A 14,945-nucleotide genomic window follows, 5' to 3' on the forward strand; every position below is an offset into this window, starting at 1 on the left:
GCCTCAGATGATCGACGAGCCGCGCGTGCGCTTGGCGATGGCGTTGACGGTGAAGAGCAGGACCACGGAGATCACGCTCTTGAGCATGCCGACGGCGGTCGCCATCGACAGGTTGTTGCCGGTCAGGCCGATGTTGTAGACGTACAGGTCGAGCACCTCGATGTGCTCCTTGTTGAAGGCGTTCTGGAACACGAAGTACTGCTCCATGCCGTTGTTGAGCAGGTTCGCGATCGAGAGCATGAGCAGGACGATGTAGGTCGGCATGAGCTGCGGCACCGTGATGTGCCACATCGTCTGGAAGCGGCCGGCGCCGTCGAGCTTGGCGGACTCGTAGAGGGAGGGGTCGATGCCCGCGATGGCCGCGAGGTAGATGATCGCGCCCCATCCGAGTCCCTTCCAGAGACTCCAGAGCGTCATCGTGATCCAGACGCCCTCGCCGCCCGAGTCGAGGAACTTCATGGGCGCCGTGATGAGGCCGGAGTCGACGAGGACGTCGTTCACGAGCCCCGTGCTCGAGAACAGGGAGAACGCGATCATGTACACGAGCACCCACGAGATGAAGTTCGGCATGGTCGTGAGCGTCTGCACGGAGTTGCGGAACCACGGCGCCTTGATCTCGTTGAGGAAGATCGCGAACGCGACGGGGAGGACCGAGGTCGCGATCCCGAGGAAGCTCATCGCGAGCGTGTTGGTGAGCACCTGCCCGATCTGCGCGATCTGCGCGGGCGAGTTGAACATGAGCTCGAACCACTGCAGGCCGACGAACTCGCTCCCGGCGAGCCCGAGCGCCGGCCGGTAGTCGTACAGGGAGTAGATCCACCCGTACAGCGGGAAGTACGAGAACAGGAAGATCAGCACCATGAACGGCACGATGCACAGGAACATCCCGAACGACGTGCGCCGACCGCGCCGCCGCGCCCGCGACCGCCCGCGCGGCCCGCCGGCACCTGCGGCGAGAGACGCGGTCTCCGGAGCCGCGCTTCCGACCTCCGTGAGCACGCTCATCGCGCGCCTCCTCTGCACCGGCTCATCTCACTCCTTCGTGTGACCCGCGACGTGCCCTCTTCCGAGAATCAGTCGAATCGCTTCGATAAAGCTACGCAGAGACGTCGCGGGCGTCAAGGGGAAATGTGGCGAGCGCACACGGTAGGCGCGATCAAGCCCGGAATCACGCGGGATTCGCGGTGCGAGGCGACGTCGCAGCCCTGGCCCGGATCGACCGCCATTTGTCGAAGCGCTCCGCGAAACCGCCCGAAGCGGGGGTGCGGCAGGCTGCGGAGCGCGCGGTCAGGCGCTCGCGATGAGATCCACCATCCGGTCCTCGAAGCCCGGCTCGACCTCGAGCACGACCCGATGGCGCGCGCCGTCGACCTCGGGCCATCCGCGCCACATGCCGCGCAGATCGGCCACCGTGCGACCGCGGCTCGGACCGTGCGTCGTGTCGACCTCGACGTGCACGACGGGTGCGACGACGGTCGACACGAGCCCGCACCCGACCGCGACCGCGAGCGCGTCGTGGTTCGCCGAGGTGCGCTCGCCGGTCACCTGCGCGTAGTACCCGAAGTAGTGGTCGAGGATGTCTGCTGCGTAGCGCCCAGCGCGGCCGCCCGCGGCGAGGCGCGCGCGATGCTCCTCGGTGAGGAGCGTGCGCATCGTGACGTCGAGGCCCACCATCGTGACGGGCCACGCGGCGTCGAACACGCGCTGGGCCGCCTCGGGATCGTGCCAGATGTTCGCCTCGGCCCCCGGGGTGACGTTGCCGGGGACGAACGACGCGCCGCCCATGATCGTCACGGCGCGCACGCGGGACGGAAGATCGGGATCCGCATCCAGGGCGAGCGCGAGGTTCGTGAGCGGCCCGACCGCGACGATCTCGAGCTCGTGCGCGTGCTCGCGGCTGAGCCGCAGCAGCAGATCGACCGCGCTCTCGCGCGCGAGGACCGGCGCGAAATCGAGGTCCGCCCTGCCGCCCTGCCCATCGGCACCGTGGACCGCCGTCGAGAACTCCGGCGCCGTCCCGTCATACGGACCGGCGGCCCCCGCGGCAACCGGGACGTCGGAGCGCCCCGCGATGTCGAGCACGTACGCGGTGTTCCGCGCGGCCTGCGCGACATCGATGTTGCCCCAGGTCGCCGTGCACGCGAGCAGCTCGATCTCGGGCGCCCGGCACGCCGTGAGGATGGCCAGGGCGTCGTCGATGCCGGTGTCGACGTCGAGCACGATCTTGGTCGTCACCGCTCGAGCCTACCCGGCGCGTCCGCCCCGCCTCGCGCGCGCGGCTGCCGCCAGCAGGCCGAGCGCGTCGACCGTGGTCTCCCAGGACAGGCATGCGTCCGTGACGCTCTGACCGTAGACGAGCCCGGCGGGTCCGCGGGCGACGTCCAGCGGCTGCGCGCCCGCGACGAGATTGCTCTCGAGCATGACACCCGCGATCGCGCCGCCCGCGGCGACCTGCTCGGCGATCTCGCCGGCCACCGCGAACTGCCGCACGTGGTCCTTCCCGCTGTTCCCGTGGCTCGCGTCGACGACGAGACGCGGCGCGAGACCGGCAGCTGCGAGGCGCGAGGCCGCGGCCTGCACGTGCTCGGGGCCGTGGTTCGGGCCGTCCGCCCCTCCGCGCAGGATCACCGAGGTGTCGGGGTTGCCGGTCGTCGCGACGAGACTCGCGCGGCCGTCCGCGCCGATTCCGAGGAACGCCTGCGGTGCGGCCGCCGCCCGGGCCGCATCGATCGCCACCTGGATGCCGCCGTCCATCCCGTTCTTGAACCCGATCGGCATGGACAGGCCGGAGGCGAGCTGTCGGTGGATCTGACTCTCGGTCGTGCGCGCGCCGATCGCTCCCCACGTGACGAGGTCGGCGATGTACTGCGGGCTGATCGGCTCGAGGAACTCGGTCGCGCAGGGCAGACCGAGCGCCGTGACGTCGCGGAGGAAGCGGCGGGCGAGACGCAGTCCGGTCGCGATGTCATGGCTTCCGTCGAGGTGCGGATCGTTGATGAGGCCCTTCCAGCCGACCGTCGTGCGGGGCTTCTCGAAGTAGGTCCGCATGACGACGAGGAGATCCTCGTCGTGGCGTCGGGCCTCCTCCGCGAGCCGCGCGGCGTAGTCGAGCCCCGCGGCCGGGTCGTGGATCGAGCACGGGCCGACGACGACGAGCAGGCGGGGATCGTCTCCGGTCATCACCGAGCGGACGGCCTCGCGCGCGGCGCCGACGAAGGGGGCGCTGTCGGCGCCGGGCAGCTCTGCGGCGATCTCAGCGGGGCTCGGGAGGGTCGTGAACGAGGCGACGTGGATGTCGGATGCGGCCTCGATGGTGTCCATGGCAGGTCCTGTCCCTGGTCGGGGCGGACCCTCTTGCGCAGAGCCCGCCGAAACGGCGAAGGGCAGAGCGATCGCTCTGCCCTGTCGGCTCTGGAGGTGTCGGCACGCTACATCCGCGACGGCCCCTCCGGAGCCGACTCGTCATACGCATACCAACGGGTTGTCATGCCGCCACTCTAGTGCACGGAGGGCGGGCGGGTCGCCCCGTCCGCCCTCCGATCTCTCACGCGGCTGCCGGAGCCATCCGCTCCGCACGGACGACGAGACCGTCGTCGATCGCATCGACCGTGACCGAGCCGCCGTCCGCGAGCTCCCCCGTCACGAGCAGATCCGCGATGCGGTCGTCCACCTCGCGCTGGATGAGACGGCGCAGCGGCCGAGCGCCGAACTCGGGCTCGTACCCGTTGCGGGCGAGCCACGCCACCGCGGCATCGGTCGCCTCGAGGGCGATATCGCGCGCGGCCAGCCGCGCGCGGGTCGCCCCCAGCAGCAGGTGCACGATCTGCGCGAGCTGCTGCTCGTCGAGCTTGCGGAAGAGCACGATCTCGTCGATGCGGTTGAGGAACTCGGGGCGCATCGACTCGCGCAGACGCCCCATCACGCGATCGCGCAGATCCTTCTCGTCGAACTCGCGCCCCGCGGCCGAGAAGCCGATCGCGCCCGAGCGCGAGGTCAGGAACTCCGAGCCGAGGTTCGAGGTCATCACGACGACCGTGTTGCGGAAGTCGACGGTGCGCCCCTGCCCGTCGGTGAGCCGCCCGTCGTCGAGCACCTGCAGGAGCAGGTTGAACACGTCGGGGTGCGCCTTCTCGATCTCGTCGAAGAGCACGATCGAGTACGGGTTGCGCCGCACGCGCTCCGTGAGCTGACCGGCCTCGTCGTATCCGACGTATCCCGGAGGGGCCCCGACGAGGCGCGAGACGGTGTGCCGCTCGCCGAACTCGCTCATGTCGAAGCGCACCACGGCGCTCTCGTCGTCGAACAGGCTCGCCGCGAGCGCCTTCGCCAGCTCGGTCTTCCCGACGCCGGTCGGCCCGAGGAAGAGGAACGACCCGACCGGGCGGCGGGCGTCGCCCATGCCCGTGCGACTGCGGCGGACGGCCTTGGCGACCGCCGTCACCGCATCGTCCTGGCCGATCACGCGGGCGTGCAGCTCCTCCTCGAGGCCGGCGAGACGCTCGCGCTCGCTCTCGGTGAGGCGGTTCACGGGGATCCCGGTGGCGCGGCTGATGACGGCCGCGATCTCGGGCTCGTCGACGATCGCGCGCCCGGCCCCGTCGGCCGAGGTGGCGTCGGCGAGGCGCGCCTGCACGGTCGCGATCTCGTCGCGGATGCGGGAGGCCTCCTCGTAGTGCTCGGCAGACACCGCGGCGTTCTTCTCCGCCTCGAGCTCGGCGAGACGCGCGACGAGCTCCTGCGTGTCGACGGGAGCGCCCAGACGCAGCCGCACCCGGGCGCCGGCCTGGTCGATGAGGTCGATCGCCTTGTCCGGCAGCACGCGGTCGGACAGATAGCGGTCGCTCAGCTCGACGGCCGCCCGCAGCGCGTCGTCGGTGTAGGTGACACGGTGGTGCTCCTCGTACGCCGGGCGGAGCCCCTCGAGGATCGCGATCGCGTCCGCGGGCGACGGCTCGCCGACCCGCACGGGCTGGAAGCGGCGCTCGAGCGCGGCGTCCTTCTCGATCTTGCGGTACTCGGAGAGCGTCGTCGCGCCGACGAGGTGCAGGTCGCCGCGAGCGAGACGCGGCTTGAGGATGTTGCCCGCGTCCATGGCTCCCTCTCCCCCGCCGCCGGCGCCCACGAGGGTGTGGATCTCGTCGATGAAGAGGATGAGCTCGCCCTTCTGCGCGGCGACCTCCTCCATCGTCTTCGTCAGGCGCTCCTCGAAGTCGCCGCGGTAGCGCGTGCCCGCGAGCATCGCGGGGAGGTCGAGTGCGACGACCCGGCGGTTCCGCAGCTGCTCCGGAACGGCTCCCGCGACGATGGCGGACGCGAGGCCCTCGACGACGGCGGTCTTGCCGACGCCGGCCTCGCCCACGAGCACGGGGTTGTTCTTCGTCCGGCGCGAGAGGATCTCGATCGTCTGCTCGATCTCGTCGGCGCGGCCGATGACCGGGTCGAGCGCGCCGTCCCGCGCGAGCGCCGTGAGGTCGGTGCCGTACTTCTCGAGCATCGATCCGCCCGCGGTCCGCCCTGCGCCCTGCTCGGGCGCGGCCTGCGGGTCCACGCTCTCGCGCGCGCCCTGGGTGAGGGCCTCCGCGGTCACGCCCGAGCGTGCGAGGATCTGCCCGGCGGGCGTGTCCTGTGCGAGCACGAGGGCGAAGAAGAGGTGCTCGGGGTCCACATAGGTCGAGCCAGACGAGCGCGCCACCTGGAACGCGTGGAACAGCGCCCGCTGCACGGCCGCCGTCACCGCGGCGGCGTCGACGTGGGCCGAGGCACCCTCGCGCGGAAGGCGCTCCTCAGCCTCCCGTGCGATCGCCTCGGGGTCTCCGCCGACGCGCGAGATCGCGTCGGCGACGGTCGGGTCGCCGACGAGCACGTGGAGGACGTGCAGCGCGTCGAGCTCGAGCTGCCCGCGACCGAGGGCGTAGCGCCCCGCCCGCTGCAGGAGCTCCTGCGTGCGCGAGCTGAGGAAGCGGCTGAGATCGATCGAGCGGCTCGCGCGAGCACGCTCGCCCTGCAGATAGCGCGCGAGGAACTCGTCGAACGAGCTCGGCCCATCCTGGGGGAAGTTGTTCTCGGGCATGTCCCGGCATCTCCTTGAAAGTTGCGTCGTTCCCTATCAAGTATGGAACTTGAGTCGGAGTCTATCAAGATCAACGCGATCCCGTGCGCGCTATTCCCGCCCGCGAGAATCTGTCGAGCGACTTGCACAATCGAACGACTATCAATAGATTTCCGCTGTGATTCAATGAACGGAGCGACCGTGAGCAGAGCGACGATCCTCATCCTGCGCGTCGTCATCGCCCTCGCCCTTGCCGGCTCGGTCGTCGTGCAGGCGTTCCTCCTCCCGCTGATCTGGGTCGACCTCGAGGGTGTGGAGACCGCATCGCGGGTCGCCTTCGTCGTCATCCTCGGGCTCGGCGTCGCGACGATGCAGGTCTTCGGGGTGTGCGTGTGGCAGCTCCTCACCAGGGTCCGGCGCGGCTCGATCTTCTCGGAGTCGTCCTTCCGCTACGTCGACGTCATCATCGGGGCGATCGCGGCGGCCGCCCTGCTCGCCTTCGCGCTCGCGATCCTCCTCGCCCCGGGCAGCGCGGCCCCGGGTCTCGTCGGCCTCGTCTGCGGTGCGTCGCTCGTCCTCGGGGGGATGGCGCTGCTCGTCGTCGTCATGAAGGCGCTGCTGCGGCAGGCGATCGCGCGCGAGCACGAGGCGCAGGCCCTGCGGGACGAGCTCGGCGAGGTGATCTGAGTGCCGATCATCGTGGACATCGACGTCATGCTCGCCCGCCGGAAGATGTCGGTCGGCGCGCTCGCCGAGCGGATCGGCATCACTCCCACCAACCTCGCCGTGCTCAAGAACGGACGCGCCAAGGCCGTCCGCTTCGCCACGCTCGACGCGCTGTGCGAGGCCCTCGAGTGCCAGCCGGGCGATCTGCTTCGCTGGGAGCCCGAGGAGTGAGCCCGCGGCGCACGGCGTTTGCTTTCATGGACGCATGAGCGAGTTCTGGGCGGGCGTGCGCACGCTGCTGGAGGGGTTCGGCTGGTGGCGGCGAGATCCGCGTGTGATGGCGGCCGCGCTCATCCCCGCCGCGATCGTCGGCGCGGCGATGGCGGCCGCGCTCATCGCCCTCGGAGCACTCCTTCCCGCGATCGCCGAGGACCTCACTCCCTGGGCGGAGGACTGGGCCGCGATCTGGACCATCCTCGTGCGCGTGCTCATCGGCGCCGCCGTGCTCGCGGGCGGACTCGTGGTGGCGGTGACGATGTTCACCGCCCTCACCCTGCTCGTGGGCGAGCCCTTCTACGACCGGGTCTGGCGCTCGGTCGAGGCCGCGCGCACGGGGTCCGTTCCCGAGAGCGCGTACGGCCTCTGGCGATCGGTCGCAGACAGCGCGTCGCTCATCGCCCGCGGGCTCGCGATCGCCGTCGCGAGCGTCGCGCTCGGGTTCGTCCCCGTGGTCGGCGCACCGCTCGCCGCCGTCGTCGGAGCCGCGCTCTCCGGCTGGGTGCTCTCCGACGAGCTCACGGCGCGTGCGCTGTCTGCGCGGGGCATCGGGGCGCAGGAGCGACGGGCACTGCGGCGCGAGTCCCGCGCACGGGTCGCGGGATTCGGGATGGCGACGCACGTGTGCCTGCTCGTGCCCCTGGGCGCGATCGTCGCGATGCCGGCCGCCGTCGCCGGCAGCACGCTCCTCGCGCACACGCTCCTCGAGCGGCGCTCCGCTCAGTCGTCGAGCGCGCGGGGCTGAGCCCGCCCGGCCTCGCGGGCGGCGAAGAGCAGCACGGCGAGCACGATCGCGGCCGGGACCGCGAGGCCGACGGCGACGGCGACATGCGCGTACTCCCCCGTCGCGGCGCCGATCGCGACCGCGATGATGAGCAGCTGCACGACGATCGCGCCGGATCGTCCCCAGGACAGGCCCCGTGCGATGCCGCGCGCGAAGGCGCCCACGGCGAGGGCGCCGACGAGCGTGAGCAGGAGGAGGGCGATCGCGCTGGGCATCGAGGCGACATCCGCCGAGCCGAGCGCGAGCACCTGCCAGCCGGCGAGGGCGAGCACGCCCACCGCCTCGAGTCCGACGAGCACGGCGGCCGTCCGTGCGGTCGCGCTGGTGGCCATGGCTCTCCTCGCTCCCCGTGCCTCACACCGCACGCATGATCAGGGAACGGACAGAAAAAACCCTTGCCCGAGAACCTCGCGTGTATGACAATTGTTAACGGTGTGTTTCCCACAGCGTGGTGGGGCGGAACCTGCACAGGTCCGTCGCACATCCAGCGTAATCCACCCGTTTTGCCACGCTGTGCTTTCCCTGAGAAACCCCACCCCGCAAGGAGCATTCCTATGGACTGGCGCGACAAGGCCGCCTGCCTCACCGTCGACCCCGAGCTGTTCTTCCCCGTCGGGAACACCGGCCCCGCGATCGACCAGATCGAGAAGGCGAAGTCCGTCTGCGCTCGCTGCACGGTCACCGAGATCTGCCTGCAGTACGCCCTCGAGACCGGCCAGGACTCGGGCGTCTGGGGCGGCCTCAGCGAGGACGAGCGCCGCGCGCTCAAGCGCCGCGCCGCTCGCGCCCGTCGCGCGAGCTGACCGGAAGGCACCGTCGCGCCAGCTGACCTGAGGCACCGTCGCGCGAGCTGACCGCAAGCGCCGTCGTCTGAAGAAGCCCCGCCTCGGCGGGGCTTCTTCATGTCCGGATCAGCTGCGGATCCACCTCAGGGGAACCGCGATTGTGACCTCGGTCCCGCCGTGGAAGGCGGTGTCCGGCGCGTCGATCGTCGACCAGTCGATCGTCCCGGAGAGCTCTCCCTGGATGAGCGTGCGGACGATCTGCGTGCCGAGGCCGCGGCCGACCTGGCCATCGGGCAGACCGCTGCCGGTGTCGCGCACGCGCACCTCGAGGCGGGTGTCGTCGCGGTCGGCGACGATCTCGACCTCGCCCTCGCGCCCCGCGAGCCCGTGCTCCACCGCGTTCGTGACGACCTCGGTGAGCGCGAGCGCGAGCGGCGTCGCGTACTCGCTGGGGAGCGTTCCGAACCGGCCCTTCGTGCGCGTGTGCGCGACCGTGTTCTGCGCGGCCGCCACCTCCGCGACGAGGCGCAGCACGCGCGCGAACACCTCGTCGAAGTCGACGTTCTGCGCGAGCCCCTCCGACAGCGTGTCGTGCACGACGGCGATCGCGGCGACCCGCTGCATGGCCTGAAGCAGCGACTCGCGCGCCTCCTCCGAGGTCGTGCGCCGTGCCTGGATCCGCAGCAGCGAGGCGACCGTCTGCAGGTTGTTCTTGACGCGGTGGTGGATCTCGCGGATCGTCGCGTCCTTCGTGATGAGCTCCTGCTCCTGGCTGCGCAGCTCGCTCACGTCGCGGCACAGGACGATCGCGCCCGTGCGGTGGCCGTGGTCCTTGAGCGGGATCGCACGCAGCGACACGGTCACGCCGCGCGCCTCGATGTCGCTGCGCCATGGCGCACGGCCCGAGACGAGGATCGGCAGGCGCTCGTCGGTGTCATGAGACGCCGGCAGGATCTGGCTCGTCACGTCGGCGAGGTTCTCGCCCTCGAGCTCCTCCGCGAAGCCGATGCGGTTGAACGCCGACAGGGCGTTCGGGCTCGCGAACGTGACGATGCCGTCGACGTCGAGGCGGATGAGCCCGTCGGCGGCGCGCGGAGCGCCCCTGCGCGGCCCGGTCGGCGCCGAGAGGTCGGGGAAGTCGCCGGTCGCGATCATCCGGAAGAGATCGTCGGCGCAGTCGTTGAAGGTGATCTGCTGGCGCGACGGCGTGCGCACGTCGCCGAGGTTCGTGTGGCGCGTGAGCACGCCGATCGCGCGGAGGCCGTCGTCCTCCCGGATCGCGATCGGCACGGCGCGCACGCGCGTGGGCGTCTCCTCGAACCACTCGGGCGAGGACGAGTCGACGATCTGCGCGGTCTGGAACGCCTCACGGACCTGCGCCTGCCACTGCGGTCGGACGCGGCCTCCGACGATGTCGCGATAGAAGAGCGTCGCGGCGCCGCCCGGGCGCGTGTGCGCGACCGCGATGTAGGAGTCGTCCGACGTGGGCACCCAGAAGACGATGTCCGCCGAGGCCAGATCGGCGAGCAGCTGCCCGTCGCCGGCGAGACGGTGCAGCCATTCGATATCCGATTCGCTCGAACGGCCCTGGGCGGAGACGAGATCGCTGAGGGTCGACACGCGTCGAGTCTATGCCGACCGCGCGCCGTCCTCCCCGCGTCCGCGCGCTCGCCGCGCCGGGCGCGCGATGCGGCGACCCCGCTCCCGCCCGAGCGGGATGAGCGCCGCCTCCTCGTCGCCGCGGCGTCCGTCGACGCGCGCGACGAGACGGCGGACGGCCTGAGCCAGGGCCGAGCGCGGCATGACCTCTCCGACGGGGCGCGCCGCGAGGAGGGCGGCGTCGGCCGCGCGAGGATCGAGCGGCAGGAACGAGACGTCGTCGACCCCGCCGAATCGCTCGAGCGTGCGCCGGACCTGGCCGCGGGCGTCGATGCCGAGCGGGCCCGTGCGCAGGCGGTTGACGGCGACGACGACCGGGGTCGCGCCGACGATCGCGCGCAGCTCCGCGTATCCGCGGAGGAACCGCGCGATCCCGATCGGGTCCGCCGCGGCGACTGCGACCACGACGTCTGCCGACGAGAGGGCCGCGAGCGTCGCGGCGTTGCGGCGGGGCCCGTCGAGGTCGCTCATGATCTCCTCGTCGGACTCGAGCGACGCCGCCGTGTCGACGACCGTGACGTCGGCCCATCCGCGGCACGCCTCGAGAGCCGACGCCACGCGCCGCTCCGACAGCTCGGGCCACCGTGCTGCCCGGTTCAGCCCGGGCAGGACGTCGACGATGCCGTCAGCGCCGCCTACGGGCAGGCTCAGGCGCGTGAGCTCCGCGGCGTCGAGCCCGCCGAGCTCCGCCTGACGGCAGGCGGCCGCGAACCCGGGCCCCTCGTCGGCGAGCCCGAGGGCGATGGCGACCGCGGGCGCGTGCGTGTCCGCGTCGACCAGCGCGACGTGGCCGCGCGTGCGCGCGGTCTCGACGGCGAGCTCGATGGCGACCGTCGTCCGCCCCGGCGCGCCGTGCGCGCCCCACACGGCCACCACCCGCCCGCGCTCCCCGCCGACGGCGCGCACCGCCAGGGATCCGCTCCGGATGGCCTCGGCCACGCGCCAGCCCTCCGCCGCGAGGGGCAGCGGATCGGCGAGGCCGAACGCGCGCGCGAGGCGCACCTCGCCCGCGCGTTCGCCCAGCGGCACGATGCGGACGCCGTGCCGGTCGCAGGCGCCCACCACGCCGTGCGTGAGCGCCGCGCGGGACGCCGGCAGGACGAGCGCCTCGGCGGAGCGCAGGACGTCCCAGGCCTCGGCCGTCGGATCGCCGAGCGAGCGGGCGATCGTCTCGGACGGCCAGGTCGCGATGACCGAGAGGCCCTCGTCCTCGAGGGCCTCGGCGAGAGCCGACCCGCGCGGCTCGTCGAGCGCCACGACGACGTTCACGATCCGGCTCCGGACTGCGGGACGGCCGAGAGCGCGGCGCCCGAGGACACCGCCGCGAGCACGTCGGCGACGCGCGCCCGGTCGATCACGAGCTCGATCGACGCTCCTGCCGCGCCCATCACGGCGTCGTCGCGGAGCACGGCGGCGACCGTCGCGTCCGCGACGAGGATGCGCGGCTCGTCGTAGACCCCCTGCTCGAGGAGGGGCGCCGCCCAGAGCTCGACCGCCGTGCCCTCCCCGACCGACGACGGCACGTCGACGGCGCTCTCGACGACGACGGTCGTGACCGCCGCCTCGTCGGCCGGCGTCACCGCCGACGAGGGGACGAGCTCGCCGGCCTCGATCGTGCGCGTCGCGACGTACCCCTCCGCGAGCTCGTGAGGCGCGAGGTAGGCGTCCTCCGCGCCGCCCAGGGCGACGTCGACGACCTCGAGATCGCCCGCGGTCACCGCCTCCCCCGGGACGATCGTCGTCTCGGCGGCGAGCACGGGCGCGGTCTGCCGGGCAGCCGACACAACCCACCAGACCCCGGCGATCGACGCGACGATGAGGGCGAGGCCGATGAAGAACCGCGCGTCGCCCCAGAACACGCGCCGGCGACGCGGAACGGGGGCGAGGGCGGCGACGTCGCGGATCGGGGTCGTCGTGGTCATGAGCCCATGCTGTCCGAATCGGCGCGACGCCTGAGAAAGTTATCCACAGGATGGCGCGTCCGGGTCCCCGGAGACCCGCCCCTGCCCATAATGGGGCCATGCCCGACAACTCCGACGTGCGCTACCTCGCGCCCGCTCAGGTCGCCGAGCTGCTGGGCATCGAGGCGGACGAGGTCGTCGAGCTCGTCCACGCCGGACGACTCCGCGGCGCGCGACTCGGCTCGCCCGCGCGCTGGCGCATCGAGCAGCTCAGCGTCGACGAGTACCTCGAGGACCAGCACGAGGAGACGCGGCGGATGGCCCTGTGGCGGGAGTCGAACGAGGCGAGCTTCCCCGAGCTCTGGGGCCGTCGGCGCCCCTGACGGCTCACGGCGCGACGACGCCGACCGCGGCCGCCACGCGCACCCAGGCGACGGCCTCGAACGACACGATGCGGAACGCCGTGACCGCGGCGGAGCGGCGGGGCGAATCGGGGTCGTGCAGCGCCAGGTCGAGGTGATCGGCGCCGACGCGGTCGATCGTGCCCGACAGCGCGCGCCCCGACACGACGCCGATCGCCACGGCGGCCCTGCGCCGCGCGAGGTCGCGCAGAGCGAACCCGAAGGTGACCCGCTGCGCGAGGCGGCTCTCGGGCTCGGTCGGGCGGGCGCTGCGCAGGAGCTCGCCCTGCGCCGCGCCGATCGAGCGGATGGCCGGGAGCGGCACGAGCACCGCGCTCTCCGCCGCGCCGTGCGCGCGGAGCGGGCGAACGGCCATCCAGTCCGCCCCGACCGAGGTGACCGACGCCTCCAGCGACGATCCGTCGCGCAGCTCGATCGACAGGGGCGAGGCCGCCGACTGCGCGAACGCCACGAGGCGCTCGCGGAGGGCGAGGCGGGACACGCGCAGCCGCTCGGCCTCGGAGTCCAGCGCGGCCCGCTCGGCCTCCCACTCGGCCGCGAGCTGGTCCTCCAGGTCCTCGAAGAAGCGATCCCAGCGCATTTGCGAGAGCGTAGGGGAAAGCGCGCGGCCGCGTCATCCGCTCTCCACAGGCATGTATGCGGGGTTCCCGGCCGCGCGGGCGTGCTGGTTCACTCGGGCAACCCTTCTCCCCGACCGGAATGAGGCTGTCATGCCGCCGAATGCCGCGGGTGCGACCTCTCGCAGACGGTCCCACCGCACCGAGGAGGACGTCGAGGAGCTCTTCGCCCCGCAGCGCACGTCCTCCGCCGAGCTCCCCGATCCCGCGCCGCTCGTCGCGGCCCTCACCCGCGGCATCCTCGAGGCTCTCGCCGGCACGCGCGAGGTCGATCAGCTCGCGCGCTGGCTCGCCGAGGAGACGTACCTCAAGCTCGTCCAGCGCGCGAACCTGTCGCGCCGGGCGCGCAGCGCACGTCGGATGCCGGCGCAGCGCCCCGTCTTCACGGTGCGCACCATGCGTCAGATGGCGCCGGCCGACGGCGTTGTGGAGGTCGTCGTCATCGTGGCGATGCCCGACCGCACCCGCGCGCTCGCGATGCGCCTCGAGGGTCTCGACCGCCGCTGGCGCGCCACCGACATCCGGATCCTCTGACTACCGCTGCCGGTAGGACGACAGGAAGTTCCCGAGCCGCTCGATCGCCTCGCTGAGCACACGCGCCTCGGGCAGGGTCACGACGCGCAGGTGATCCGGCGTCGGCCAGTTGAACCCCGTGCCCTCGACGAGCAGGATGTGCTCCGACACGAGCAGGTCGTACACGAGCTGCTTGTCGTCGCGGATCTCGTGCACCTCGGGGTCGAGCCGCGGGAACGCGTAGAGCGCACCGTCCGGGCGGACGCACGAGACGCCCGGGATGGTCGAGAGCTTCTCCCAGGCGACGTCGCGCTGCTCGTGGAGGCGCCCGGTCGGAGCGATGAGGGCGTCGATGGACTGCACGCCGGTGAGCGCGGCGAGCACGGCGTGCTGTGCCGGCACGTTCGCGCACAGCCGCGTCGACGCGAGGAGCTGGATGCCCTCGAGGAATCCCTTCGCGTGCTTCTTGGGACCTGTGATGACCATCCATCCGGATCGGTACCCGGCGACGCGGTAGGTCTTGGAGAGGCCGTTGAACGTGAGGACGAGGAGGTCGGGGGCGACCGTGGCGGTCGGGATGTGCACGGCACCGTCGAAGAGGATGCGGTCGTAGATCTCGTCCGACAGGATCAGCAGGGAGTGCTCGCGCGCGATCTGCGCGATCCCCTCGAGCAGCTCGCGACTGTACACGGCTCCCGTGGGGTTGTTCGGGTTGATGACGACGATCGCCTTGGTCTTCGAGGTCACCTTCGAGCGGATGTCCTCGAGGTCGGGCTGCCAGCCGTTCTCCTCATCGCACAGGTAGTGCACGGGGGTGCCGCCGGACAGGCTCGTCATCGCGGTCCACAGCGGGTAGTCGGGCGCGGGGATGAGCACCTCGTCGCCCTCGTCGAGGAGCGCCTGCATCGTCATCGTGATGAGCTCGGACACGCCGTTGCCGAGGTAGACGTCGTCCGGATCCACGTGCGGGAAGCCGGGGGTCTCCTCGTAGCGGCTGACGATCGCGCGGCGCGCGGGCAGGATGCCGCGGCTGTCGCTGTAGCCGTGCGCATACGGGACGGCCTCGATCATGTCGCGCACGATCTGGTAGGGCGCCTCGAAGCCGAAGATGGCGGGGTTGCCCGTGTTGAGCTTCAGGATCGAGTGCCCGTCCGCCTCGAGCCGCGTCGCCTCTGCCAGTGCTGCCCCGCGGATCTCGTAGAGGACGTTCTGGAGCTTCGCGGACTGGCCGAGGGGACGGAGGGAGTTCATCGCATCAGGATATGCCCGCGCC

General features: G+C 71.9%; 16 protein-coding genes. 6 read left to right on the plus strand and 10 right to left on the minus strand.

What is annotated here, in order from left to right:
* Nucleotides 1-3: 3 nt before the first annotated feature.
* The 4 genes from M1D56_RS11000 to M1D56_RS11015 all read right to left on the minus strand — a co-directional run bounded on the left by M1D56_RS11000 (nucleotide 4) and on the right by M1D56_RS11015 (nucleotide 6,070).
* Complete coding sequence (locus M1D56_RS11000) at nucleotides 4-1,005, minus strand: ABC transporter permease (RefSeq protein ID WP_456283604.1); 1,002 nt, start codon at nucleotides 1,003-1,005, stop codon at nucleotides 4-6.
* 282 nt (nucleotides 1,006-1,287) lie between these two features.
* A complete protein-coding gene (locus M1D56_RS11005) occupies nucleotides 1,288-2,235 on the minus strand; it encodes a nucleoside hydrolase (RefSeq protein ID WP_455970053.1) in 948 nt (315 codons plus the stop codon).
* Between the two features lie 9 nt (nucleotides 2,236-2,244).
* Nucleotides 2,245-3,321: a 3-deoxy-7-phosphoheptulonate synthase gene (locus tag M1D56_RS11010; RefSeq protein WP_324014305.1), complete on the minus strand. Its 1,077-nt coding sequence runs from the start codon at nucleotides 3,319-3,321 to the stop codon at nucleotides 2,245-2,247.
* Between the two features lie 223 nt (nucleotides 3,322-3,544).
* Nucleotides 3,545-6,070: an ATP-dependent Clp protease ATP-binding subunit gene (locus tag M1D56_RS11015; RefSeq protein WP_324014304.1), complete on the minus strand. Its 2,526-nt coding sequence runs from the start codon at nucleotides 6,068-6,070 to the stop codon at nucleotides 3,545-3,547.
* Nucleotides 6,071-6,250: 180 nt separating this feature from the next.
* On the opposite strand from M1D56_RS11015, the gene M1D56_RS11020 reads away from it, so the two are divergent.
* Genes M1D56_RS11020 through M1D56_RS11030 form a run of 3 tightly spaced genes read left to right on the plus strand, consistent with a single transcriptional unit; the run spans nucleotide 6,251 to nucleotide 7,736 of the window.
* On the plus strand, nucleotides 6,251-6,736 hold the full coding sequence (locus M1D56_RS11020; protein WP_324014303.1) for a DUF2975 domain-containing protein: 486 nt from the start codon (nucleotides 6,251-6,253) through the stop codon (nucleotides 6,734-6,736).
* Nucleotides 6,737-6,946, plus strand: a complete 210-nt coding sequence (locus M1D56_RS11025; protein ID WP_271172785.1) for a helix-turn-helix domain-containing protein — start codon at nucleotides 6,737-6,739, stop codon at nucleotides 6,944-6,946.
* Nucleotides 6,947-6,980: 34 nt separating this feature from the next.
* A complete protein-coding gene (locus M1D56_RS11030) occupies nucleotides 6,981-7,736 on the plus strand; it encodes an EI24 domain-containing protein (RefSeq protein ID WP_456283605.1) in 756 nt (251 codons plus the stop codon).
* On the opposite strand, the gene M1D56_RS11035 is transcribed toward M1D56_RS11030, so the two are convergent.
* Nucleotides 7,712-8,107, minus strand: a complete 396-nt coding sequence (locus M1D56_RS11035; protein WP_456283606.1) for a histidine kinase — start codon at nucleotides 8,105-8,107, stop codon at nucleotides 7,712-7,714. The genes M1D56_RS11030 and M1D56_RS11035 overlap by 25 nt on opposite strands.
* 222 nt (nucleotides 8,108-8,329) lie before the next feature.
* On the opposite strand from M1D56_RS11035, the gene M1D56_RS11040 reads away from it, so the two are divergent.
* The gene (locus M1D56_RS11040; protein WP_271172788.1) at nucleotides 8,330-8,578 is read left to right on the plus strand and encodes a WhiB family transcriptional regulator; all 249 of its coding nucleotides are present in this window, start codon (nucleotides 8,330-8,332) and stop codon (nucleotides 8,576-8,578) included.
* 108 nt (nucleotides 8,579-8,686) lie between these two features.
* Here M1D56_RS11040 and M1D56_RS11045 read toward each other — a convergent pair whose 3' ends face one another.
* From M1D56_RS11045 to M1D56_RS11055, 3 genes are read right to left on the minus strand one after another with little or no spacing between them, the layout of a single operon-like run.
* A complete protein-coding gene (locus M1D56_RS11045) occupies nucleotides 8,687-10,180 on the minus strand; it encodes a sensor histidine kinase (RefSeq protein ID WP_271172789.1) in 1,494 nt (497 codons plus the stop codon).
* 9 nt (nucleotides 10,181-10,189) lie between these two features.
* Nucleotides 10,190-11,488 carry an AAA family ATPase gene (locus M1D56_RS11050; protein ID WP_456283607.1) on the minus strand — a complete coding sequence of 433 codons (1,299 nt, stop codon included), beginning with the start codon at nucleotides 11,486-11,488 and terminating at the stop codon, nucleotides 10,190-10,192.
* Nucleotides 11,485-12,141 carry an SAF domain-containing protein gene (locus tag M1D56_RS11055; RefSeq protein ID WP_456283608.1) on the minus strand — a complete coding sequence of 219 codons (657 nt, stop codon included), beginning with the start codon at nucleotides 12,139-12,141 and terminating at the stop codon, nucleotides 11,485-11,487. The genes M1D56_RS11050 and M1D56_RS11055 overlap by 4 nt, the downstream gene beginning before the upstream one ends.
* 98 nt (nucleotides 12,142-12,239) lie before the next feature.
* Between M1D56_RS11055 and M1D56_RS11060 the strand changes: the two genes are divergently transcribed.
* A complete protein-coding gene (locus M1D56_RS11060; RefSeq protein WP_271172792.1) occupies nucleotides 12,240-12,503 on the plus strand; it encodes a helix-turn-helix domain-containing protein in 264 nt (87 codons plus the stop codon).
* Between the two features lie 4 nt (nucleotides 12,504-12,507).
* On the opposite strand, the gene M1D56_RS11065 is transcribed toward M1D56_RS11060, so the two are convergent.
* A complete protein-coding gene (locus M1D56_RS11065) occupies nucleotides 12,508-13,122 on the minus strand; it encodes a hypothetical protein (protein ID WP_271172793.1) in 615 nt (204 codons plus the stop codon).
* A gap of 130 nt (nucleotides 13,123-13,252) precedes the next feature.
* Between M1D56_RS11065 and M1D56_RS11070 the strand changes: the two genes are divergently transcribed.
* A complete protein-coding gene (locus M1D56_RS11070) occupies nucleotides 13,253-13,693 on the plus strand; it encodes an Rv3235 family protein (RefSeq protein WP_421074363.1) in 441 nt (146 codons plus the stop codon).
* Here the strand turns inward: M1D56_RS11070 and M1D56_RS11075 are convergent, their stop codons facing one another.
* Nucleotides 13,694-14,923 carry a pyridoxal phosphate-dependent aminotransferase gene (locus M1D56_RS11075; protein ID WP_271172795.1) on the minus strand — a complete coding sequence of 410 codons (1,230 nt, stop codon included), beginning with the start codon at nucleotides 14,921-14,923 and terminating at the stop codon, nucleotides 13,694-13,696.
* Nucleotides 14,924-14,945: the final 22 nt, after the last annotated feature.

It is taken from the genome of Microbacterium sp. JZ101 (assembly GCF_053903175.1).

Bases quoted from the DNA above. Each gene is read 5' to 3' on its own strand.
- M1D56_RS11075 (WP_271172795.1), bottom strand. From the start codon at position 14,923: ATGAACTCCCTCCGTCCCCTCGGCCAGTCCGCGAAGCTCCAGAACGTC.
- M1D56_RS11065 (WP_271172793.1), bottom strand. From the start codon at position 13,122: ATGCGCTGGGATCGCTTCTTCGAGGACCTGGAGGACCAGCTCGCGGCC.
- M1D56_RS11000 (WP_456283604.1), bottom strand. From the start codon at position 1,005: ATGAGCGTGCTCACGGAGGTCGGAAGCGCGGCTCCGGAGACCGCGTCT.
- M1D56_RS11010 (WP_324014305.1), bottom strand. From the start codon at position 3,321: ATGGACACCATCGAGGCCGCATCCGACATCCACGTCGCCTCGTTCACG.
- M1D56_RS11040 (WP_271172788.1), top strand. From the start codon at position 8,330: ATGGACTGGCGCGACAAGGCCGCCTGCCTCACCGTCGACCCCGAGCTG.
- M1D56_RS11060 (WP_271172792.1), top strand. From the start codon at position 12,240: ATGCCCGACAACTCCGACGTGCGCTACCTCGCGCCCGCTCAGGTCGCC.
- M1D56_RS11030 (WP_456283605.1), top strand. From the start codon at position 6,981: ATGAGCGAGTTCTGGGCGGGCGTGCGCACGCTGCTGGAGGGGTTCGGC.
- M1D56_RS11035 (WP_456283606.1), bottom strand. From the start codon at position 8,107: ATGGCCACCAGCGCGACCGCACGGACGGCCGCCGTGCTCGTCGGACTC.
- M1D56_RS11070 (WP_421074363.1), top strand. From the start codon at position 13,253: ATGCCGCCGAATGCCGCGGGTGCGACCTCTCGCAGACGGTCCCACCGC.
- M1D56_RS11055 (WP_456283608.1), bottom strand. From the start codon at position 12,141: ATGACCACGACGACCCCGATCCGCGACGTCGCCGCCCTCGCCCCCGTT.
- M1D56_RS11015 (WP_324014304.1), bottom strand. From the start codon at position 6,070: ATGCCCGAGAACAACTTCCCCCAGGATGGGCCGAGCTCGTTCGACGAG.